Origin of the sequence: Herpetosiphon llansteffanensis, assembly GCF_003205875.1 — a bacterium.
Lineage (GTDB): Bacteria > Chloroflexota > Chloroflexia > Chloroflexales > Herpetosiphonaceae > Herpetosiphon > Herpetosiphon llansteffanensis.
The window spans coordinates 1-24396 of record NZ_PUBZ01000088.1 but is presented as its reverse complement, the minus strand read 5'-3'; the positions used below and the strand labels follow the sequence as shown (position 1 = coordinate 24396).

Sequence of the window (24396 nt, the reverse complement as noted above, 5' to 3'; positions counted from 1 at the left end):
TATTTTCGCGATTCCATTCGAGGATCTATTGTTGAAAATACTTTCAATTAATATAGATATGTAATTATATTAATTGATTATTGAAATATGAAAAATGTGTTTAATTATTGTATCTAAAAATAACAAAGTATGGTTTTATATTGCTGTACTTATAGTCTTCGTAATCGAAGTATAAAAAAATTAATCTTCCAATTTAATCATAATCAGCTACAATAGCTGTTAGTTCATGTAGGGCTGTAATCTGATACTCATCAATCATACCTATGAGGGTAATCACAATGGCTAAAATGATCTATGCTGGAGAATTTGCGACCGAGAGTGAAAGGCGTGCCGCCAATATTCTGGCTACCTTACCTGATGAATGGATTGTTATTTGTAATAAAACCTTGCCTATCCATGGACGCACTTCTGAAATTGATTTTATTGTTATTGGGTTTCATTTGGTTTTTATACTTGATGAGAAATCATGGAATGGCACAATAAGTGGAAGTGACCAGACTTGGGTTTTTGCAGACGGCAGTTCTATAACAAGTCCGCTTAATAAAATAGATTTTGTAGCTCGCCCGCTTGCAGGACATTTAAGGGCAAAAATACCCACTCTCAATCTTTCTTATTTTGTCCATGCAGGAATTCTCCTTACCAATGCTCAGCAATTCCCTCGCGTTAAAGACCCCCGAATGCAAAAACAGGTATTTTTAGGCCAAACGGTGGTTGAGCGACTTATTCAATTAGACCAACAACAATCAACAAAGATTAGTAGCACCCATCGGCTAGCCTTAGAGAAAAGCTTCTATGATCTTGGCGATCGGCCTGCGAATCCAACAATGATTCAGGATTACCAAATTCTTGAATCAAGTGTTGGCCCTGGAGGAATAAAAATTTTTCAAGCCACCTTTCGTCAGCAAAGCCGCTTATTAATGGTCTACGATTTAACTAAAGTCCAAAACCAAGCAGAGTTAACAGCCTTTTTTGATCGCGAATATACTGCTCTGGCAAATCTGAAAGAGACTGGCGTTGTTGCAGAAGTTCATGATCCTATTTTATGGTCTGAGCATTTTCAAGTAATTCCAATAACGCCGCCTAAAGGTAAAACATTGGCGGCGATTGCATTTCCCGAATCGCGAGATGATTTTGCCAAAGAGTTAACACGAGCGAGCATCTGTTTTTCAGCACTCGCTCAGATTCACCAACATCAAGTTATTCACCGCGCAATTAACCCTTCCGCAATTACTATTCAGGAACTTCGTAGTCAACCCCAACCAAGAGCAGTTTTTTCAAACTTTTTTGCTGCACGAATTGACGATCAATCAATTGCTTATCAATTAGATCAAATTGATTTAACCGATGCTTATGCTCATCCAACATTGAAATTGAGTTATGCTTATGCGACCCAAGCAACTGATCGCTATAGCTTAGCACTCGTATTTCTTGAACGACTGAGTGCTTGTTCAATTAATGATTTACGTAATTACGCTACTGAAGTCAATCAAAAGCCAATAAATATACCTAATCTTTATCATCGCTGGAGTAGCGTAGAGCTAGCAATTATCGAAGAATTAACTCAGATTTTTGAATCATTACTTAATGGCGATCTAACAAATACTCGTGATTCTCAAGGAATTAGTAAAATATTTAGTGATTTAGCTGATAGAACTCTGCTTAGCGATGAGCAATCGCTAATGAAGCTTGATAACCGATATCAAGTAGAGCGATTGTTGGGACGAGGCGCAACTGCTCAAACCTTTCTTGTAAAGGATTTAGAATTTCCTACGACGGGATTAATTGCTGCAAAACAATTTTTTAATGCAGCTGATGTTTGGCAAGCTGTTCAAAATGAGTTTAATGCATTAAAGCAAGTGACCTCACGCTATTTGCCTAAAGTCTTTGATATTTTTCCTGCCACCAAGCAAATCCACCTCAAAATGGAATATATTCCTGGTCAAAACCTAGAGGAACTCCAAACCGAATTTCCGTGGGATTTAGATGCTTGGTGGAAGCTTGCAGATCATATGTTGAGTGCTCTAGAAGAGTTAGAGGATCAGCGACTTCTCCATCGGGATATTAAACTAGCAAATATTATTCTTGATACTGAGCGTAGTCGATTTGTCTTGATCGATTTCGGATTTGCGCTTTCCAATTCTGAAGCTGCTGGTTTTGCAGGAACACCGCTCTACTGGCCGCCAGAGATTCTAACGAGTAATACTATACCGAAATCGATTGATCGCTATGCGTTAGCAATTATCCTTTTTCGGGTATTAACAGGGAAAAATTCTTTTATTGATAGTAAAAAACAGGATATTGAAAAGATTATTTATACCAATCAGCGGCAACAGAATATTATTGATGTTTTGGCTAAAGCACTTAGTTATAATCCTGATGAACGTCCTCAAAGTGCTCGAATATTTCGTGAACAAGTAACTAATGCCTTACGCGTATTTGATACTACACCTGAAACGAGAAATGATCTCGTTCCCCAGATTAATCCTTGGGTTAGTGATATTCGTTCCCTCATACGGACAAGTGTTGGTGGAAATGCTAATAATCGTGGACTTGATTCAGATTTTGTGCTTAAAACCTATGTACCTACAAATCTTGATGAAAAGTTGTTACCAGATATTTTGAATCAAAAACCAAAAATTGTTTTTCTTTCTGGAAACCCTGGTGATGGTAAAACTGCATTTTTAGAGCAAGTTAAGCGAGAATTATCTCGGCTGCAGGCACAAAAGATCTATGATGATCCAAGTGGTTGGGAATATCAACTCAATGGACATCATTTCCGTAGTTGCTACGATGCCTCTGAGTCACATGGAGATTTGAGTGCGGATCAACAGCTGATGCAGAAATTAAGTGGTTTAGAAGGTAGATCATTTCAAACCAATCAGCTCACAGTGCTTGTTGCAATTAATGATGGGAGACTCGTTGATTTTCTTGATCGGCATGGCCAAACATTCTCGGCGATTAAGCAAGCCGTTGATTATGCTTATAAGCATTCATTACAGGTTGATCAAGCTGTTTGGGTTATTGATCTTAAGCGACGGGCGTTTATTAATCTTGACTCTGAAGCTATCAGTATTGCAAGAGAAGTTCTCGATAAATTAATTAACATCGAAGACTGGCAAATATGCAATCAATGTAGTGCTCAATTACGTTGCCCAATTAAAATTAATGCCCAATCTCTACGACATAAACGCATAGCAGCGCGTTTGGAATATCTACTATTGATAGCCCATTTACGTCGTCAACGTCATATTACAATGCGCGATTTACGCTCAAGTTTCGCATTGTTAATTACTGGTAATAACGTTTGTAGTGATATTCATTCTCTAATGAATTCAGAAGATTCACTTGAAGCATTTCAAAATATTACTTTTTGGCAATCTATTTTTACGACAGATAATGGTACTGATGAATTACTTGGTGATCTTGCTATTCTTGATCCTGCTCGCCAATCGTATCCGCAACTAGATCGATTTTTACACTATCACCAGGTAAGCAATGACTTGGAATTTTATAAGCTTTTTCTTGATGCTCATCAATCTGATCGTACGCATTTTATCGAAGAAAAAGCCTGGATTGGTGCGGTTAAACGAAGATTATATTTTTCAGCAGAAGATTTAAATCGCCCGATAGTGAGTGAGCCAATGGTTACCGTTAATCGGTTTTTACCATATCGTTATGCTGAACAATATATAGCAATCCTTGCAGAGAAGATTAATTGCTCCGATTTCCTAGAAATAATCGCTCGTGGATTTTTACGTTCGGATGGATTGCCTCTATTTGCTACATCTCAGAAATTGAGTTTACGTATTTCTTTTTCTGAACAACAACAACTTGCTGTAGTGAAGCAATTTCCGATTGATCAGTTTGTTCTCGAAGTTTCTCAATCAGTTAATCAAACGACGATTGAGTCTATTCCTGAAATATTAATCTTTAAACATCGACAAGGATATCCTCGTTTAGAGATAACCTTAGAGCTGTTTGAATTATTATTACGCTTGGCTGATGGGGCTGATCCTTATTCTGATGAATATAAGCCCTTGTTGGAAGAGCTTGCACCATTCAAAAGCGCCTTGCTCTTACGTGAAACCAATGAGCTAGTATTAATTGAAATGAATCAGCGGATTCATACAATTAAACAACAAAATCAAACCTTGATCTTAGAAAATTTGACACAGGGAGGTAATGTATGAAAGTTAAAATTCCAAAAGACTTGGTTGGAGTTAGTTTTTCAAAAGTCATGACAATTGAACTTAATGACTTTAATACAGACATATTTTTGCCTTCATTATTCTTTAAAATTATGAGTGGTGGGAAATCAAGATCGAAAGTTAAAAATAAAGAGGAAATAATATTTTATATTAATGAATTTTCTAATAAAATTGAAACAAAAACATACGAAAAAAGAGAGAAGAATATCATATTGGAGAAATTAGTTAGAACATCATTAATTGCGACAAGTAAGGTTGGTCGTAATAAACGTGGGGAGCAGATTATGGCGATATTACCATATTCATTATTATGTTATAAACCAGGTTTCCCTATTGAAAGTAGGAGACAAAGAGGTGTTGATTCTTTTATATATCAGATTCTTTGTAAAGAAATTCAACTTGGACATGATTATATTAAAAAACAAATAATAGAAATATTTGGAAAAGGAATTATATTTGGTAATGTACCAGGAACAACTAATGCTGCTTATGATGGTAAAACAGATTTAGATACATTGACTACTTTGTCGATGGTTTTTGCTGATGGATTTGAAGCAACAGGTTTTGGGCGAGAAAACGATAAAAATGAATATAGTCCATGTGTTGGACTAACTAATATTGTCGCCAAAGATATCTGGATGTTTTTACATACGTACGCTGAACGAATGCCGAATCAAGCATTAACCTATTATTTTCAAGCACTGGTAAGTTTTGAGATGTATCTTTATTCGCTTCGCTTAGCCTATGCAATTAATCAACTTGTGTATGATCCATCGATATTACCATCGGCAATGAATGATCCTATTATTGAACAAAAACCTTTAATTTACGTGGATTTTATTGGTAAGCAAAATCATTTGAGTCATCGAATGTCTAGTGAATGTGTTCGTAGAGATGTTGAGATTTTTCAACATTTCTTTCGATCTATGGTCGAACTTCGCTGGTTAGATAAACAAATCGGAATATTAAAGAAATCTGCTAGTGGAAAAATACGGATTAATCAAATCCTTCATGATAACCCTCAAGGCGCTATCTATTTACAGCGTATTTTATTGATGCGCGATGATCCTGAATTGAAGTTCCACTTGGATGCAGCGGCGCGCCATGCCATTGGAACCATTCGTGAGGCAACTATACCTTTAGCTGAAGAAGATGATACAGAAGATAGTGATTTGTTTGAGGAAATAATTGAATCAGGAAAAACAGATATTCAACAATTGGTTTTACTTTTAGAAGAGGGCCAAAGACAAAATGTATTAAGCAACTATATGGGCTGGATTGTAGGAGCAGGCGGAATGAATAAAACCTATGGATTGCTTAGTGGTATTCAACGTCAACGACGTACTTGGCATTATGCGCCAAGTAATGACCTTTTATCATTATTGGTCCAATTGGCAACAATGCATGCAATGCCGATCGAAGATCGAGGTCAAAATAAACTACCACCATCTATACGACTTCAAGAATTTTTGAAATTCCTTGAACAGCGCTATGGGATTATTATTGATCGTCCTCCTCTAGAAATGCATGGTGTTGAATATCACGCTGCTGCACGTGAGAATTTACAGGCTATGCTCAAGCGATTGCGTCAAATGGGAATCTTTACTGACCTCTCTGACGATTTTACAGTTCAACGCTTATATTCGCCATATTCAAATAATGTTGATAAGGAGTAATCAAATGAATGATTTTGCTTTAAAACTTGTTGCAAAAATACTTATTGAACGACTTGAGTATACAGATATTGGTCATTGTATTAGAATTGATAATTTTAGTCATGATATATCTTTTGATCTATATAATATTATGTGCGAAAATTGTAGAGAAAGAGATATTGATTTATATATCTTATCATCAAATAAATCGTATACTGATCCAAAATATATTACTACAGATCGGGCGATAGAATTAAGGAATCGTAAAAAGAGTAAATTATGTTTATTCATTCCTGTTGATATGATTGATGCCGCATTTAGCTCTCTGGCAAATTCATTTGAGCCTATTGATGGTGGCTGGATTCAAAAAAAGGTAATTGAAAATATATATAATAAACTTTCAAATGAAGCAAAATCAATTATTCGTAATATTGAAAGAGTATTTAAATCACCTCTTTATCTTTCTGTTGACCGAAAGTTATTATTTTACTCTAATATATATCAACGTGACCAAAAGCAAGAGCTAGATTTAATAGGGTTTGATTTATGGCAAGTTGGATTAATTGCCGATCATGGAGCTGATTGGCATAATCGATTAAAGCGAAATCGTAATGCTACAATTCGTTTATCAATACCCACTAAGATTCAAGCAACGACAATTGAAAGAGTCGATTCATTAGGTATTGATAAAGAAATGAGGAAGATATTAATCCAATTTTTGCAAAACAAATCAGTTAATGATGTGTTTAATTGGTCAAAAGAATTGAGCTACTCTCAGAATTATTTTTGTACTTTTGATAAATGGATTTTTCCTCAAGAAGATAGTAGTGACTTGAAAAGTATATCTATAGTACCTTTTGTAAATAAACAAGGAGAAGTTGAGAAATATTGTAACCTATTACAACCAGATGGTGCTGATGGGATATTACTGGCAGCTTATGGACCAAAAGAATCGATTACTGTTCGTTGGAAATGCGAACCCCCTAAACCATCGTATTTGCATAGATGGCGAGTTGAATTAACTCCAGTCGAAGGCTATGGTCTTAGTGAAGATAGTGAATTTGATCTACCAATTCGAGAGATCAGTCCTAGTCACAAAACGCTAAAGTTAAATCTTGATCTTGAACTTGATCCTGATAACTTGCCAGACTATCCTTTATATGTACGGGTAACACCACTCGATAAAGCTGGTAACCCATTACGCAGCCAAGATGAGCATGCTGAAGAATTAAGTGCGGTTAGTCAAGAGTTTTATCTGTCAAATGAGCCTAGTTTAGCGAAAGCGGTTAAAGTTACTACTTCTCGGCGCATGACTCCCACAATTGCTTTTGGCCGCATTGAGACGCTTTTAGATATTAAGGCGAATGAAACGATTCAAGAACGCGAGGCACAATATAATGAAACATTGACGCATTTTAGCCTTCGATTAACTGAGCGCCGCTTAATCCATCTTGCACTTAGTCCTCTCTTAGTTGAACTTGAGCGTACTATTATCAATAACCCTCAGCAGCAAAATCGCTACTTTGTAAAAACTGATTATGTGCGACAGATTAACTTTGCAGAATTATCGCCTATTGATTGTGGTATTCCAAAACAGATAACTGATATTTATAACCGTTGGCTAAGTAGTCGTAAAAGCTTTTTTGAGGCGATTAAACGCCAAGATACTCGTGCAAATAGCATTACTATTTCTTGGGTTGACCTTGCAGAAACTGCGCGGCGTTATGCAGATGCCTATCAACAATTATTACATGAGTTAATTGATCTTCAGGTTGATAATTCAATTCTACAGGGGATTCTAAATATAGATACGCTTATGCTGCAAGTACAAGGCCATAATGGAATAGAAGAATCAATTATCGTGCTGCCTATTCATCCAATCCGTGCAGCATGGCTGGCAAATTATAATCAATTACTGAGTTATTGGGAAATGACCTTGCAGCAAGTTCCAATCAAAAAACGTAAGCAAATGATTGACTTAGAATTAACGCGTAGCTTGAATCTAACGAATGTTCCACCATTTTGGTCACACCCGAACCAAACAGTACCATTAATTAATGTTGGAAATCTAGGGTTTTATTATGGAGTATATGCTGTGACTCCATTTTACGATGGTGAGCGCCGTTTAAACGATATTAATCAATTAATTGGACTTGAAAATCAATCAATTAATTCAACAGATGATGTATTAACTAGGCATCTAAGCCGCTATATTAATACTTTCCAAAATATTCATCCATATATTGATACGTTAAGTGTGGCTTTAGTAAATACGCATAATAGCCCATGGATTACGCAGTCATTCCAGCATTTAGTTTTGCCCATCACTGATGATGAAGAATCAGTTACTGCAATTCCAGCCTTTGATCTTACAGCCTATGTTCGTGATCCTTCGAGTGTTGCCTCTATTCATGGGATTAATGAGTTGCGTTCAGCAGTGCAAGAATCACATTTACGCCGTGATCATGATCATTTACGGCCAGCAATTGCTAGCCGTATTACTGCAATTGATACGATCATTAACGATCAAGGCGATGAAACACACTTAGCAATTCTTGGTGATTTAACTGAAATTGCCTGGGAGTGTCAAGAAGCACAATTATTGGTGGCTGGAATGCATAGCGTATCAGTCTTTGGCTTAGTTATGCGCTTTTTATCACTATTTACCCCACAGGATGGTCAGCTAAAATGGAATGAATTTATTGTGATTCCTGATACTATTGCAGGAGAGCATCCAGCTGGCCCACGTTATAGTAAAACCCTTTTGGATGGATATCGTGCAATGCTCCAAGTGCAAGGTGTTATCCTAAAACAGGATCCTAATGCCTATCCAGTATTAACCTATACTCTGAATTCAACTCAACAACAACTTATTAAGCGGGTTCATGAACTTTCGCATTGGGTTATTACGGCTGATCGCTTTTTTGCACTCGATTATTATGATTCACCCAATCATCCTGTACTCGAAGAACAATCAAAAACTTATTTAATTGAATATGCACCGGAGTTTGTTGATGGAATTGATCGTCGAATGTTTATCACAACGCGCTGGCGCGATGAGATTGAGGTAATTCTTGCAAATGCTATGCAAGAACTTGGATTTGCTCAAGTAGATCGTAGTGTTGGTCAACTGCTTAATATTTTGAAAAATATCTCTGGACAACTATCATTGCATTTAACCAAATCGGATATAAGTGCTTCCTCAGCGGTGGGCTTAGGTGTTGTTGTCGCTTATATGAAACAACGAAACTGGCTAGATAATGCAGTCTTAATTCCTGTAGATAACGCTTCCCATTTAGTACGCAGGACTACTGGCGACGTAATTCAGAAGGGAGAACGGCGTTGTGATATGCTATTGGTTGCTATGAAACGTAATATTATTGAAATTACCTTCATAGAAGTTAAATGGCGACGTGGCACAACTTCATTCGATAGCTTGGCTCAAGATATGGATTTACAAATGCGGATAACTGCTGATACGATTAAATCACGCTATTTTGCAAGTGAAAACGATGATAACGACGATCAACGTGTTGATAATATTCTACAGCGGGCGTATTTTGCTAATATTATACGATTTTATGCTGAGCGTGCCTATAGATATGAATTGATAAATAACGAAGTATATATTAATTTTATGGAACATTTGCGGAATATTGAGCGAGGAAATTATGAATTTAGGCCGAGATTTAGAGGATTCATTGTTACACTAGAACCACAACGAATAAATCCTATTATAATGAATGATACTGAAATTCAAATAATATCAGCTGCTGATATTTCTCTCTATGAAGAACAGAAGAAAAATGATACTTTTAGTTCACGTTTGTTAATAGATGACCATTTAACTAGTGTAGATGTAGTTATTTCTCCAATTGATCTTGATACTAAATCTATACCAGAAGAATTAAAAAAAATGGAATTAGATAATCAGGACCTTCTAGATCCATTACTTACTGTAGATGAAAAATTACTACCTGTCGTTATACAAACACACAGCCAGAGCCACAACGAACCATCTGAAATAAGAGCAGACCCGATTAATCAAGAAATTAATATTGTGTTGGGGGAAACAGTTAAAAATCAAGTTATATGGAAACCCAGTGTTCGTGGTACACCGCATTTATTTATTATTGGAATTCCCGGTCAAGGAAAATCGGTTACGACAAATCATATCTTGCTCGAACTATCCCATCAAAATATTCCAGCATTAGTATTAGATTTTCATGGGCAATTTGGTGATCCTCAAGGTTCGTTTATTCGTCAATCGAGTACCCATTGTGTTGATGCTGCCGATGGTTTACCATTTTCGCCATTTGAAGTTTCCATGACCAATGGGAAGAGTGATTGGAAACATAATAGTGCAGCAATTGCAGATATTTTTGCCTATGTTGTTGGTTTAGGTGGAATGCAGAAAGATTTGCTATTAAACGCGATTCAAGATGCTTATAAAGCCCATGGATATACTGCCGATACAAAGGATTTACAAACTATACCAACAATTGATGAAGTTCTGAAATATATTGAAATACGTGAGCAAAAACAAAAAATTCGGAATGTTGCTGCCCGTTGTCGTGCTATCTTAGAAATGGACTTATTCAGTTCTGAAGCACAATCAACAAGTTTATTGGAACAAATTCGTAAAGGCTTAGTCATTGACTTACATAATTTGATGTCAGAAGAGCATCAAATTGTAGTTGGAGCATTTGTTTTACGTAAATTATATCGTGATATGTTTAACTGGGGGATGGCTAATACGATCCGGTTAGTTGTTGTTCTCGATGAAGCACATCGCTTGGCTAAAGATATTACACTGCCTAAACTTATGAAAGAAGGTCGAAAGTATGGTATTGCAGTTGTAGTGGCAAGCCAAGGCTTAAACGATTTTCATCAAGATGTCATTGGAAATGCTGGAACAAAAATCGTCTTTCGTACTAATTTTCCCGAATCTAAAAAATTAGCTCCCTATATTCAACCAAGAAATGTGCAAGAAGTTGCCGAACAAATTGAGAAGCTTTCAGTAGGTACTGCTTTAGTTCAAACTCCCGAAATGTCTAAAGGAGTTATTGTGTATATGAAATCATCAGAATAAATTGCCCAACCACTCGCGTTGTTGCACCAAAATAGGGCTGGCAGAACGTGGGCAAGCTAGCGCAGCGGCGTAGCCAGCAGGCGCAGCGAGTGGCTGCACATGCCATTGATCAACCGTATTTTCGCGATTCCACTCAAGGGCTTGGTCTATTTGCGGCGCGATCGAAACCGCAAAACTGGAGAGTGGTAGCGATAAACCCATGCCATGAGCTTTGATATAGGCCTCTTTGCGCGTCCAACAGCGAAAAAATGCCGCAGTCTGATCAGCTGTATTCAGCACCGCTTGGCGCTCGCTGGGCGCAAAATAATGCTGCGCAATGCTCGCCAAGTCGTCGAGTTGGCGTTCTTGCTCAATATCCACGCCAATGGTGTTGAATTGGCTCAGCCCAAGCAAGCCGTAGTTGCCAGCATGCGAGAGATTGAAGCTCAATTCAACATCGGCCAGCAAGGGCTTGCCATAGCTATTTTGGCTAAATACAAGCTTGGTTGGATCGCGGTCAAGATATTCGGCCAAAACCAGCCGCATGGCTCCTCGGCAAATCGTGTAGCGCGTTTGATCGCGCTCGAAGTGAAAGCGTAATGCCCGCGCTTGCTCTTCAGGGTTGAGCACAGCCCAAAAGCGGCTCCGTTGAGGTCGCAGCCGCGTTAAGTCGATCAGCCAAATATCGATGGTGTTAGGGTTTAAGAGCATAGAAAGCTTTTTTTAACCACGAAGGACACGAAGAGCACGAAGGTAAAATTGGCTCTAGGCTATAGGCTTTTGGCTATAGATTTTAAGTTTTCCCAAAATCTCCGCTAGCCTACAGCCCATAGCCTCATTTTCATCCCTCATCCTTCATAATTCATCCTTTGATGGTTGCGGCGATTATACCATCTGCTTGGGCTTGGATGGTGTCGCGGTCGCTGGCAATTTCAGCATCGGGAATGGCATCGGGCAGCGCATCTTCCATATAGCGCAATGGTCGATAGTTGAAGCCAATCACGGCCCAGATTGCCGCACCCAACCCAACCACCACCATCAACAAGCCAATGCCACGGTCGGGGCCAACGCCGAAAAGCCAGCCCAAACTATCGCTAAGTGCGCCATTTGGCTCAAGCAACGGGCCAAACAGCGTATCGGCCAACGGGCCAGCCAGCCAATAGCCAAGCGGAATGCTGAGCATCGCCAGCATTTGGTTGGTTGCTTGTACCCGCCCTTGTAGCTCCAAGCCGACTTTGGTCTGGATGAGCACTTGCCAGTGGGCATTGACCAACGAAATTGTGAACCACATACCAAACATCGCCAACGCCACCAGCCATGTCGAGGGGCGCAAGCCTGCCAAGGCAATGAAAAAACCTTCGAGAATAACGAAGCCAACCATGCCCTCGGCGCGGCGTTGCAAACCACCCCACAAGCTCATAAACAGGCCGCCGAGGAAGCCGCCCAAAGCACAGGCTGCGCTAACAATCCCCAATTCGGCAGGCCCACCAAACGAGAGCACCAACGGACTCATACTGATGCTGGCGATGCCAAACCAGATGTTGCCCAAGGCAAAAAATAGCACCATCGCCACGAGGCTTGGCCGCTTGATAATGTATTCCCAGCCACGCACAATTTCGCGCAACAATGGCTCCTCACGCTTGTGATAGAGTGTGTTGGGGAAGCGAACCAAGAACAAGACTCCAATGCCCAAGGTAAACGAGATGAAATCGAGCAAAAAGACTCCGCCCAAGCCAAAGAAGGCCACCATCCCACCAGCAATAAAGGGTGCAATCAAGCCGCCCGTCGCCGAGCCAAGCTGAATCACGCCGTTGGCATGACCAAGGTATTGTTTTGGTACAAGCTGCGTCATGGCTGCTGCATAGGCTGGGCGCTGGAAGGTTCCAGCAATTGAACTAACTGCTGCCGTCAGGTAAATATGCCAAACCTCAAGTTTATTGGCCCACAGCAACATGGCCACGACAATTGTCGAAAGCCCAGCAATCGTATCGGCAATAATCATAATCCAACGCCGATCCCAGCGGTCGGCGATTGCTCCGGCCAAGGGCGAAACCAACAAGCTTGGTAGCATCGAGGCGATCGCGGTAAAGGCAAAATCGCTGACCGTGCCAGTGCGCTGATAGATCCAAATGCCCAAGGCAAAACTCGATAAACTTGAGCCAAGCATCGAAACGAGCTGCCCCAACGCCACCATAAAGAAGATCCGTAGGCTGGGCATGCTGACTTTGCTTAGTTTAGCTTTAGCTGGCGTGGCTTGAATTGGCGCTGGTTGTTGCCATTGCTCAGTTTGTTGCTCGATGATTTGACCTAATTCGCTGGCCTGATGTTTGAGAAAATAATGACCAGCGTGAGGAATTACATGCAGCGTTACGTTGCTGCTGAAATATTCCCATTCGCGATAGCGCTCTTGATAATATTCGGTCGCCCGATCCATCTCGCCGATGATGCAAGCGATCGGGGCTTTGAGTTGCTGCTGTTTTTGGGCAAAGGCGTGGGTAAAATAGCGCTCAACTTCCCGCGCATCGTGGCGCAAACTGCGCATTACAAAGCTTTGCTCGGCTGGATCGACAATTTCGGTGAAGCCACCCAAGGCGCGTAGAAAATCGCGATACGTTCGATCTGACATCCAACGATCGGCGGGCATGAGTTTGTTGAGCAATTCAAAGAAGCGCCCAGGCACGCGTGCCGCCGGAAAATTGCCGCCCAATACAATCCCTTGCACGTCGCGGCCTGCTTGCTCCAACAAACGGCCAATTTCGACGGTCATGGCGCTGCCAACGCAATGGCCATACAGCACAATTGGGCCTTGGGTTGTGGCTTGAATTTCGTTAGCAAGCTGGCTAGCAACGACTTCTAAGCTTTGCAATGGCTCGTCGGGGCGGCTGAAATCGTGGCCTGGCAGTTCGGCGGCCAGCAACCGAAAACCTTTGGGCATGGCTTGAGCAAGCGGTTGATAGGTGATCGCGCTGCCGCCACCATAGGGAATCGCCACAATCGTAGTGTGTTGCTTGGCTTGGGCTTTGGTCAATTCATAGAGCATGCCGCTCTGAGCGCTGTTTTCGCCCGCAAGCTGGGCAGCTAATTCGCGTACCGTCGGATATTTGAACAAGCTCATAACGCTGACATGGCTGCCAATTTTGCGCACAACTCGAATCGCTTTAAACGATTCGCCACCTAAATCGAAGAAATTATCGTCGATGCCAACCTGATCAAGCCCCAAAACTTCGGCCCAAATGCCAGCTAATTCGTGTTCGAGCGGGCTTTGGGGTGCAACGTAGCTATCGAGATTGCGCTCGCTGCTGGGGGCGGGCAAGGCTCGGCGTTCGATCTTGCCATTCGGATTGAGCGGCAATCCTTCTAATTCGACAAAGGCGGTTGGCACCATGTAATCGGGCAAACTGTTGCGTAGCGCTTCGCGAATATTGCCAATATTCAGGCTTTGGCCTGCTTCTGGCACGAGATAAGCGACTAAGCGCTTATCGCCGGGTGTGTCCTCGCGCAAGATCACAACGCTATTGGCAACATGGCTTTGGGCTTGCAACGCGGTTTCAATCTCGCTTAGCTCAACCCGATAGCCACGAATTTTAACTTGCAGATCGATTCGACCCAAAAATTCTATCGCGCCATCAGGTTGGTAGCGCACCAAATCTCCGCTACGATAGAGCCGCGCACCTGCTTCGGCACTAAATGGATCGGGCACAAAACGCTCGGCGGTGAGATCGGGCCGCCCGATGTAGCCGCGACCAACCCCAGCGCCGCCAACGTAGAGTTCGCCTGGCACACCTTGCGGCGTTGGCTGCATTTGGCGATCGAGCACATAAATTTGCACATTGCCTAATGGCCGCCCAAGTGGCACGCTGCTGCTTGGGTAGCGCGGTTGGCTAGGAATTGGGTAGGTCAGCATCGAAACGGTGGTTTCGGTTGGCCCATAGTGGTTTTGCAACTGCACGCTGGGCTGAAGTTGGCGAATATTTGCCAGTTGTTCCCACAAACTGGCCTCGCCCGCCAAAATGAGTCGCTGCTTGGGAATCACATCGGCCAAGTTGCTCAAGCCGCGCAGCGCCTCGAAATGGCTGGGCACAAGTTTCATCACATCGATACGATGCTGGCGAAAGTAGGCTGCAAAGGCTTCGGGATCGGTGGCGCGTTCGTAGGCCACAATGTGTAATTCGCCGCCGCTGCACAAGGCTCCATAGACGTTGGTTGTGCCAAGATCGGCGGCAAAGGTCGAAACCAGCGCATAACTCCAGCCATCTTCAGCGGCGATGCGTTGCAACAAGCCTTGAATATAATTGACATAATTGCGGTGTTCGATCGCCACGCCTTTGGGGCGGCCCGTCGAGCCAGAGGTAAACAGCACATACATCAAACTACGTGGATCGATTGGCAAATTCAGGTTTTGGCTTGGTGCTTGGGCAATTGTCGGCCAAGCCTCGTCAAGGCAAAGCACCTCACGATCGAGTGCTGGCAATTCGGCAGCTAGCTCGGCGTGGGTAATTAGCAAGCTCACCGCGCCATCCTCAAGCATTGCGCTGATACGATCTTGGGGGTAAATTGGGTCGATTGGCACATAGGCTGCACCTGCTTTGAGAATCCCCAACGCTCCCACCAACAAATCCAGCGAGCGGTCGATAAACAAGCCAACTCGCATATCGCAGCCGATGCCGCGTTGGTGCAAGCTATGCGCTAGTTGGTTGGCGCGTTGATTGAGTTCGGCGTAGCTCAAGGTTTGGCCTTCAAAATGCAGGGCTGTGCGCTCTGGCACACGCGCTGCTTGGGCTTCAAACAAGCTTACAATCGAATCAACCGCAGGATAATTGGCGCTGGTGGCGTTCCACGTTTGCAGCAATTGTTGGCGCTCGCTGCTACTCAGCAAGGGCAAATCATCGATGCTCACATCAGGATGGCTGACTGCGTATTCCAATAAGCTATGGAAATGGCTGGCCATGCGTTCGATCGTGCTGCGCTCAAACAGATCGGTGTTGTATTCGAAGCTGGCGCGATTGGCCGCCAGATTTAAATTAATGTCGAATTTGGCGCTGCCAGTTTCGATTGCCCCGCCAAATTGCAAGCCAAAATCACCAGAATCGACAGTTTGAATGCTGGTGGTTTGATGCACAAACAGGGCTTGAAATAATGGATTATGGCTCAAACTGCGTTCAACTTTGAGCACATCAATCAAATGTTCGAGCGGCATATCTTGGTGCTCGAAGGCCGCCAACGAGGTTTGGCGCACTTGGGCGATTAGGCTGCGAAAACTCGGCGAACCTGCCAAATTGACCCGAATTGGCAACGTATTGACGAAAAATCCAATTAAGTTTTCGATTTCGCGGCGGGTGCGGTTGGCAATCGGCGTACCAATAATCAGATCGCTTTGGCCAGAATAGCGATAAAGCAAAACTTGAAAAGCCGCCATAAATAGCATAAACGGCGTGGCCCGTTCTTGGCGGCTCAAGCGCTCAACGGCCTCAACCAAGCTCCAAGGCAAATGATATTCGAGGGTTGCGCCAAGATCGCGTTTGACCGCTGGTCGCGGATGGTCGGTTGGCAAATTGAGCAACGGCAATGTGCCATGTAATTGTTGCTGCCAAAAATTCAAATGTTGATTGTACACTTCTTCGAGCACATAGCGCTTGTGCCAAACCGCAAAATCGGCATATTGAATTGGCAGCGCTGGTAGCTCAAGCTGCTCGCCGCGTAGCCCTGCTTCATACAGCTGGCCAAGCTCGCGCAACAACACCCCAATCGACCAACCATCGCAAGCAATATGGTGAATCGTTAGCACCAATTCGGCATGATCATCAGCCGTTTGCAGCAACAAGCCGCGCAGCATTAAATCTTTAGTTAGATCAAACGGCACTTGACTGTGGCGCTCGATATGCTGCTGGCGTTGGCTTGATTGCTGTTCGCTGCTCAAATTTCGTAAATCAACAAGCTCCAAATCGAGGCTGCGGAATGGCTGAATAACTTGCACTGGCTCGTCGTCGAACACTTCGATTGTGCTACGCAACACTTCATGGCGCTGAATAATTTTATCAAGACATGTCTGCAATACAGAAACATTAATTTCACCCACAATGCTGAACGTGGCGGGGATGTGGTAGGCGGCACTTTCTGGCTGCCACTGGCTTAAAAACCACAAGCGTTGTTGGGCAAACGACAGTTCAAAGGCTGGGCGTTCGCCGACGCGAGCCAGCGCGGGAATGCTTGGCACTGGCTTGGCTGCTTGGCGTTGGCGCAATCGTTGGGCCAACAAGGCGCGGCGTTCGGGCGAAAGATCTTCGAGTTGGCGTGCGACTTCGGTCATACTTGCTCACCTCGGCGTTGTTTTAGGCGTTGAGCGAGCAGCGCTCGTTGTTCAGCAGGCATGGCTGCCAACTGCGCTGCTCGTTGCACATTGCGGTCGGGAGTTAAGCTTGGCACAACGCTAGTTTGGCGTGGTTGTAAATTGAAAAAATAGCGTTCGAAATGTTCGATCCCAATGTTGTTGAGAAAATCGAAGGCCGCTGCTTGCGAGCGCCGCGCCAAATCGTTGTAATGCTCGCGATCATTCAGCAAACGGCGCAAGGTTTGCTCCCAAGGCGTAACATCTTGCGGCGGCACAACTGGAATCGCCGTATACACTTTGGCCGAAATGCTGCTATATTCGCGAATTTGATTGACTGGTAGCAGATATTCCACGCCTAATTTTGCTTCGGGCAAGCCGCCAACATCGCTGGCCAGCACCGGAATGCCGCGTAACATCGCGTCGACGACGACTTGACCAAACGATTCGCCCCACAGCGATGGTACTAGCAGCACTTTGACATGCTTGAGCACCTCGTTCATATCTGGCGAGGGTTGAATGAATTGCACATTGGGCAGTGCTTCGAGAATCGCTCGATCTTTGCCGGTGGTTGACCAGGTTGGCACGGCGGCAAACTGGGTTTCGGGCATGCGCTGGGCCAATTCAATAAAAATCGGACTGCCCTTGAGCATCGATGGATTGATCATCGTGACTGCGCCGTGATCGAAGTTGGCCAAAAATGGAAACGGCCCTGCGCCATACGATGGAAAGCGCAGCACGGTCGAATCGAGATTGCCCCATTCTTTGGCGTAGCGTTGCAAATATTCGCTGACGCAGATCAAATCGGCCATTTGTTGCAAGGTACGGGTTTTGGTTGGGTCGTCAACGAAGCATTCGGGGCCGAACGGCAGCGTCGCTTGGCTATGCGAGAGAAAGACTGCCTTGCCTGGATTGGCTTCGTGAGCGACTTCGACCCACAAAAACGAGCGATCCTCGGTGACAATCGTCCAATCGATGTTAAATTCGTTGGTGACGCGGTGAATCAATTTGGTGAAGAAGCTCAGCGAGCCGCCCGAGGCATAGACATCAACCCCATTCATCCGATAATGTACCAGATCGGGATTGCTGGCATCGACAACCTGAATTTGGTGTTGCTCAAGCTGCTTTAATAATTTTTCTTTGCCGTTTTTTTCGCGATTTTCTTCCAGCGGATAGAGCACGATGCAGGTGTGGCCGCGCTCCACGAGGCCTTCCATCAAAAAGCGGTTGGCTTTGTGCGCCCCGCCTGAGACGAACAAATAATCGAGTGGCTGAATGAGCAAAAAGTTCATGCAGTGATCGCTCCTTCATCTGCCAATAAAGCTTGGATTTCCTCATCGGAGAGGCCATCGAGTTCGTTGAGCAAGGCTGCCAGTTCAGCATCGTCGGCATTAGCAATTTGATATTGCTCGATCAGTTGCGCCGTAGCGGCGATGGTTGGCTCGACTCCCAGCAGAACCGAAAGCGGAATTTCGACCGCAAACGTGCTGCGAATCGCAGAAACAATTTGGGTTGCCAGCAGCGAGTGGCCGCCAGCATCAAAGAAATCATCAAGCACGCCAATATTCGGCGTATCCAAAATAGCTTCCCAAATTGTGGCAATTTGCTGTTCCAGCGGCGTGCGCGGGGCAACATAGTTCTCGCTGACGGTCAGTAGGGCAAAATCTGGCTCTGGCAAGGCCGCAACATCGAGCTTACCGTTGGGCGTGCGCGGCAATTCCTTCACCACGGTGTACGAGAGCGGTACCATATACTTGGGCAGCATGCTTTCCAGATAGCGATACATATCGCGATAGTAGGGCATAACTTCGCCGTGCAGCACCAAATAGGCGACCAAGCGCTCGGTATGATTGTGGTCGTGATGCAACGTCACCACAGCGTGGCGTACGTTGGGATATTCCAACAACAACATTTCAATTTCCGCAGGATCGATGCGATAGCCACGATGCTTAATTTGATGATCGATCCGCCCGCGAAACTCAAGGCTGCCATCGCTCAAGCGCCGCACCAAATCGCCAGTGCGATAGACGCGACTGCCAGCCTGTTCGCTCCATGGATTGGGCAAAAAGCGCTCGGCAGTTTGATCGCCAAGGCCGAGATAGCCGTGCGCCAGCCCAACCCCGCTAACCAATAATTCGCCAATGGCCTCGCCTTCAACCAAATTCAAATGTTCATCGACGATATAGATTTGGCTGTTGCTGATGGCGTTGCCAATGCTGACCGCCATGCCATAGCGCAAAGGCTGGCTCATGGTGGCGCAAACCGTCACTTCGGTTGGGCCATAAGCATTGATAAAGCGCCGATTTGTGCCCCAACGTGCGACAATTTCCGCCGTGCAAGCCTCGCCTGCTGAAACGATCGTTTGCAAATTGGGCAAATCGCGGGGATCGAGCAAAGCCAAAACTGATGGCGGCAGCGTTGCAACTGTAATCTGATGATCGCGCAGCGTTGTCAGCAGGTCTGGGCCTGGTAAAAGATCGTTCGTTGGGGCTACAAACAAAGTGGCAGCCTGAAAAAAAGCCGTGATCATTTCAGAAATTGAGGCATCGAAGCTGGGCGAGGCAAATTGCAACACCCGCGATTGGCTGCTGATGCCAAAGCGTTCACTTTGGGCAACTGCCAAATTGGCCAAACCACGATGAGAAACCAGCACGCCTTTGGGTTTGCCCGTCGAGCCAGAGGTATAAATGATATAGGCCAGATCATCGGCGGTAAGTTGATGCGCGGGAGCGCTGGTTGGTTGCTGGGCCAGCTCCGCAGTTAATTGATCAAAAATGTGCAATTGGCGATCAGGCAATTGGTTGGCGGTAAGCTGGCTGGCCAACACCAGATTTGCGCCGCTATTGGCCAACATATATTTGAGGCGTTCTTGGGGATAGCTCGGGTCGAGCGGCAAGTAGGCTGCGCCCGCCTTCCAAATCGCAACTGCGGCGATAATGGCCTCGGTTGAACGTTCAAAACAAGCGCCAACCACAGCGCCACGGCCCACTCCTTGGCGGTGTAAATAATGGGCAAGCTGATTGCTACGTTGCTCAAAATCGACGTAACTCAGCTTAAAATTGCTGGTCGCGATGGCAATAGCCTGTGGTGAATGCTGGGCGTGCGTGCTGAGAACATCGGGCACAAAAAGTTGGCCCATGCGGTCGGCGGTGATCGGCGCTAATGTCGCTATTGACATAACACGGCTCCTTCGCATCGTTTCAGATTGTAGTTTTAGCATTGTTGCGATGCCTATGGGCGCAGCGATAGCCTCAGCGCAACCGCCAAAGGCCCCCTAGGCAGGGCATGGGAAATCTGGTTGGGGATTGATTAAATGACACGACTCTTCAAGGCCATACTATACGCCAAAGCCGCTGCGTTTGTCAATTTGTTGGATGAACAAACAATTGAACAATGATGAAAAATCCCTACGATTGTTTGTAGCTTAATCGGCTAAACAAGCGGCCAAAAATACGATTGGATGTTGGGCAATTACCCCTGTGCCAGCCTCAATTTGATGCCGACACGACATACCTGCTGCTAAAACTGGCTGTTGGCTGGTGCGAACTGCTGGAAACAGGCGTTGCTCGCCACAGGCCATGGAGACCTCGTAATGCTCGCGTTCATATCCAAACGAGCCGGCCATGCCACAACAGCCGCTTTCAATTTCTTGCACCGCCAAGTTTGGCACTAGCCGCAACATCGCCAGCAATGGGCTAGTGCTGATCAAAGCTTTTTGATAGCAATGGCCATGCACCAGCACCTTATCGGCGGGCAATTGCTGATTCCAGTTCCAAGCAACGCCTTCAGCAGCCAATTTAACCAGAAATTCTTCAATAAAATAGCTTTGAGCAGCCACAGCCTTGGCCGCATTGGTTGGCACTAAGGCTGGGTATTCGTCGCGAAAGCTGGCGATGCAACTTGGCTCCAAGCCAATAATTGGCACGCCCAACTCAGCAAATGGCGCAAGCAGTTTGATGTTGTGTTCAGCATTAGCTCGCGCTTCCGCCAACATTCCCTTGGAGATCAATGGCCTGCCACAACAGCGTCGTTCGTTGATCAGATAAACACTGTAGCCCGCAGCGCTAAGCAATTTGACCGTTGCTTGGCCAATCTGCGGCTCGTTATAGAGCGTAAAAGTATCATCCCAAAGAATTAATGGGCCACGCGACGCTGCTGATTGTTGTTTGTGTTGCTTGAACCAAGCCCGAAATGAACGCCGTGCTAAGGCTGGCAATTGGCGGCGTTGATCGATGCCCAAGCTGCGATCAAGCAGCCAGCGCGTGATTGGCTGGGCTAGCAACCAATTATTCAAACGCGGAACCAGCATGCCAAGCTGATTGATTTTGGCGATCTGGCCAAACAAACGGCTGCGCAATGGTACGCCATGGGTTGCTTGATACTGCGCCAGCCATTCCGATTTGAGTCGCGCCATATCAACAATCGACGGGCATTCACGTTTACAGGCCTTGCATTCAAGGCATAAATCCATGGCTTCGTGTAATTCAGGGCTGCTCAAACCTTCAGATCCAAGCTGGCCGGTCATTGCCGCCCGCAAGGCATTGGCTCGGCCACGAGTTGAATGGGCCTCGTCGCGCGTCGCCATATACGATGGGCACATCACGCCAGCATCTGCTTTGCGGCAAACGCCTTGGCCATTGCACATTTCGACTAAGCCAGCAAAGCCACCATCAGGCGTGAAATCGAAGAAGGTTACGCTGGGCGCATGCGGCGTTTGGTAGCTTGGGTTGATGCGCAGGATTTCTGGCTGCCATGGCTGAGGTGCGGCCAAAATCTTGCCTGGATTAAAGATGGAATTTGGGTCGAATAGCTGCTTTATTTCGCCAAAGGCTTGGTGTAGTTCCGCGCCATACAATTGTTGATTAAAGGCTGAGCGCGCCAGACCCTCGCCATGTTCGCCTGTGGTCGTGCCGCCAAGGTTAATTGCCAAGCTGGCGACTGCCTGCGAAATATGCGCCATTTGGGCCAGACCAGTTTCAGTTTTCAAATTAATTAATGGATTGATGTGTAAGCAGCCAACCGAAGCATGGGCATAAAAACTGGCTTCGGTGCCAACCTCACGGCAAATCGCCTCAACACCCTGCGCATATTCGGCCAAGCGATCAACTGGCACGGTCGCATCATCGACAAACGCCAGCGGTTTGGCATCGCCGCGTTGGCTCATCAACAAGCCTAAGCCTGCTTTGCGCACGGCCCAAACATTGGCAATTGCGGCGGGCTGGGTTTCGCGCACGACAAGGCCTGTTTCGCCCAGCGCCCGCAAATGGGCTGTTGATGCAGCATCGTTGGCGGCCAATTCGCTGGCATCAGCTCCCGCCCATTCAACAATTAAGACAACGCGTGGCTCGCCCACCACAAAACTGAGGCGTGCACCATACTCAGGGTTTTGGCGGGTCAAATTAATAAAATAACGATCGAATAACTCGACTGCGCTTGGCTGAAAACGCAACATTTCTGGCACTAAGGCCAATGCTCGCTGTAAATCATCAAAATGCCAGAGTGCCAGCCGCGTGACCTTGGGGCGTGGCACGAGGCTAAGTTGAGCGGCAACGGTCAAGCCCAAAGTGCCTTCGCTGCCAACTAAAATTGGCACGGCGCTAAACGGTTGTTGTTGTTGCTGGCGTTGCAGCATGCGTTGCAGATTGTAGCCCGCCACATTGCGCCAAACCTGGGGATAATCGCGCTCAATGGCGTGAGCATAACGCGCAACAATCTGACCAAGTTGGGCTTGAATTTGCTGTTGGCGTGGATTGTTGGCTGGTTGGGTTGACCATGTTGCGATTGAGCTATCATCCAAAATGGTTTCGATCGCGAGGGTATGATCAACGGTCATGCCATAGACAATCGAGTGTGAGCCAGTTGAATTATTGCCGAGCATGCCGCCAATCGTTGCCGACGCACTCGAGGACGGATCGGGGCCGAACATCAGGCCATGCTGCTTGAGAAAATTATTCAACCGATCAAGCGTGCAGCCAGCTTCAACCCAAATCTGGCGACGCTCTGGATCAAACTCACCAATTTGGCCAAACGAATGCGAAAGATCGACAATAATGCCCGCGCCAATTGCTTGGCCAGAGAGACTTGTGCCACCGCCACGCGGCACGATTGGCACCTGAAAGCGTTGGGCAATTTCGACGATAGCCTGCAAATCGGCCCGATCGTGCGGAATAACCACCGCTTTGGGCATCACGGCATATGATGAGGCATCGGTGCTGTAGAGCGCACACGTCAAGCGGTCGGCGTGAACCGTGCCACGAACCGACCGCTGCAGTGCAGCCAAAACCTCAGTTTGAAGTTCTGCTGCTGGATTCATTGATTAATACCCGCGACTTGCATTGACCATGGCGCTGCGTCCGCTCAAAATTTCGAGAAATTGTGCGTGATCCATAGGATGCGAGAACATTGGATAATCTTTGCTAATTGCGCCTTCTTGCTCTTCGGCGCTGGTGGCGGCGACACAATCGGTCAGGGTAATGACGTTATAGCCGCGTTCGTAGCCTGAGCGCATCGTCGATTCGACGCAACAGTTGGTCAAAAAGCCTGCTAAAACCAAATTGCTCAAGCCACGGCTGCGCAGAATAAAATCAAGGTTGGTGCTGGCGAAGGTATCAAGGCCACGCTTGCCTTCGACCACAATATCGGCGCTTTCCGGCGTGAGCACATCAATTAATTCTGCACCCCAACTGCCCTTACGAAAGGCATTATTATCGACCACGCCTTTGAGAATGCCATAGGGTTGGTTGGTAATTTCGCGGTAGCCTTCGGCAAACGAAATTGGCGCGTGAATAATCGTCACGCCTGCTTCACGAGCTTGTTTGACCGTTTCGAGCGTATTGGCCAGCATGTTGGTGGCTTGCATACTTTCGGCAACTGCGCCGTGAAGTGCTCCGCCTTCCGAGGTGAAATCGTTTTGAAATTCGATGAGTACCAACGCGGTTGTTGCTGGATCGATCTGCATACTGTCTCCCTTGTGGCTGAATGATGGAGAACGCTGATCGGGCGGCATTGATGTGAGCTACGTTGCCCAAGCCCTATTATCACAAACAAATCAGCCCAAATCAAGTATGAAGGATGAGGGATGAAATGCAAAAGTCAAAAGGCAAAAGGCAAAATGGGGATCGGGGATCGGGGATCGGG

The 24396-nt window shown here is 45.5% G+C and carries 9 protein-coding genes; 3 read left to right on the top strand and 6 right to left on the bottom strand.

Annotation, left to right across the window (positions count from 1 at the left end; genetic code table 11):
* Positions 1-278: 278 nt before the first annotated feature.
* Genes C5S61_RS10305 through C5S61_RS10300 form a run of 3 tightly spaced genes read left to right on the top strand, consistent with a single transcriptional unit; the run spans position 279 to position 10955 of the window.
* Positions 279-4190 carry a protein kinase domain-containing protein gene (locus C5S61_RS10305; protein WP_164689342.1) on the top strand — a complete coding sequence of 1304 codons (3912 nt, stop codon included), beginning with the start codon at positions 279-281 and terminating at the stop codon, positions 4188-4190.
* On the top strand, positions 4187-5884 hold the full coding sequence (gene mads7 / locus C5S61_RS26830; RefSeq protein ID WP_164689340.1) for a methylation-associated defense system protein MAD7: 1698 nt from the start codon (positions 4187-4189) through the stop codon (positions 5882-5884). Before C5S61_RS10305 ends, mads7 begins: the two co-directional genes overlap by 4 nt.
* A gap of 4 nt (positions 5885-5888) precedes the next feature.
* Entirely contained in the window at positions 5889-10955 is a 5067-nt protein-coding gene (locus C5S61_RS10300; protein WP_164689339.1) for an ATP-binding protein, read from the top strand.
* Here C5S61_RS10300 and C5S61_RS10295 read toward each other — a convergent pair.
* The 6 genes from C5S61_RS10295 to C5S61_RS10270 form a co-directional block, all read right to left on the bottom strand.
* Positions 10947-11645, bottom strand: coding sequence for a 4'-phosphopantetheinyl transferase family protein (locus C5S61_RS10295; protein WP_110514972.1), 699 nt, complete (start codon positions 11643-11645; stop codon positions 10947-10949). The genes C5S61_RS10300 and C5S61_RS10295 overlap by 9 nt on opposite strands.
* Positions 11646-11796: 151 nt before the next feature.
* Entirely contained in the window at positions 11797-17241 is a 5445-nt protein-coding gene (locus tag C5S61_RS10290) for a non-ribosomal peptide synthetase/MFS transporter (protein ID WP_110514971.1), read from the bottom strand.
* Complete coding sequence (locus C5S61_RS10285) at positions 17238-18551, bottom strand: glycosyltransferase family 4 protein (RefSeq protein WP_110514970.1); 1314 nt, start codon at positions 18549-18551, stop codon at positions 17238-17240. The genes C5S61_RS10290 and C5S61_RS10285 overlap by 4 nt, the downstream gene beginning before the upstream one ends.
* Entirely contained in the window at positions 18548-20437 is a 1890-nt protein-coding gene (locus C5S61_RS10280) for a non-ribosomal peptide synthetase (protein ID WP_164689337.1), read from the bottom strand. The genes C5S61_RS10285 and C5S61_RS10280 overlap by 4 nt, the downstream gene beginning before the upstream one ends.
* Positions 20438-20683: 246 nt before the next feature.
* On the bottom strand, positions 20684-23572 hold the full coding sequence (locus tag C5S61_RS10275; RefSeq protein WP_110514968.1) for an FAD-binding and (Fe-S)-binding domain-containing protein: 2889 nt from the start codon (positions 23570-23572) through the stop codon (positions 20684-20686).
* A gap of 3 nt (positions 23573-23575) precedes the next feature.
* A complete protein-coding gene (locus C5S61_RS10270) occupies positions 23576-24217 on the bottom strand; it encodes a cysteine hydrolase family protein (protein ID WP_204754671.1) in 642 nt (213 codons plus the stop codon).
* Positions 24218-24396 lie beyond the last annotated feature (179 nt).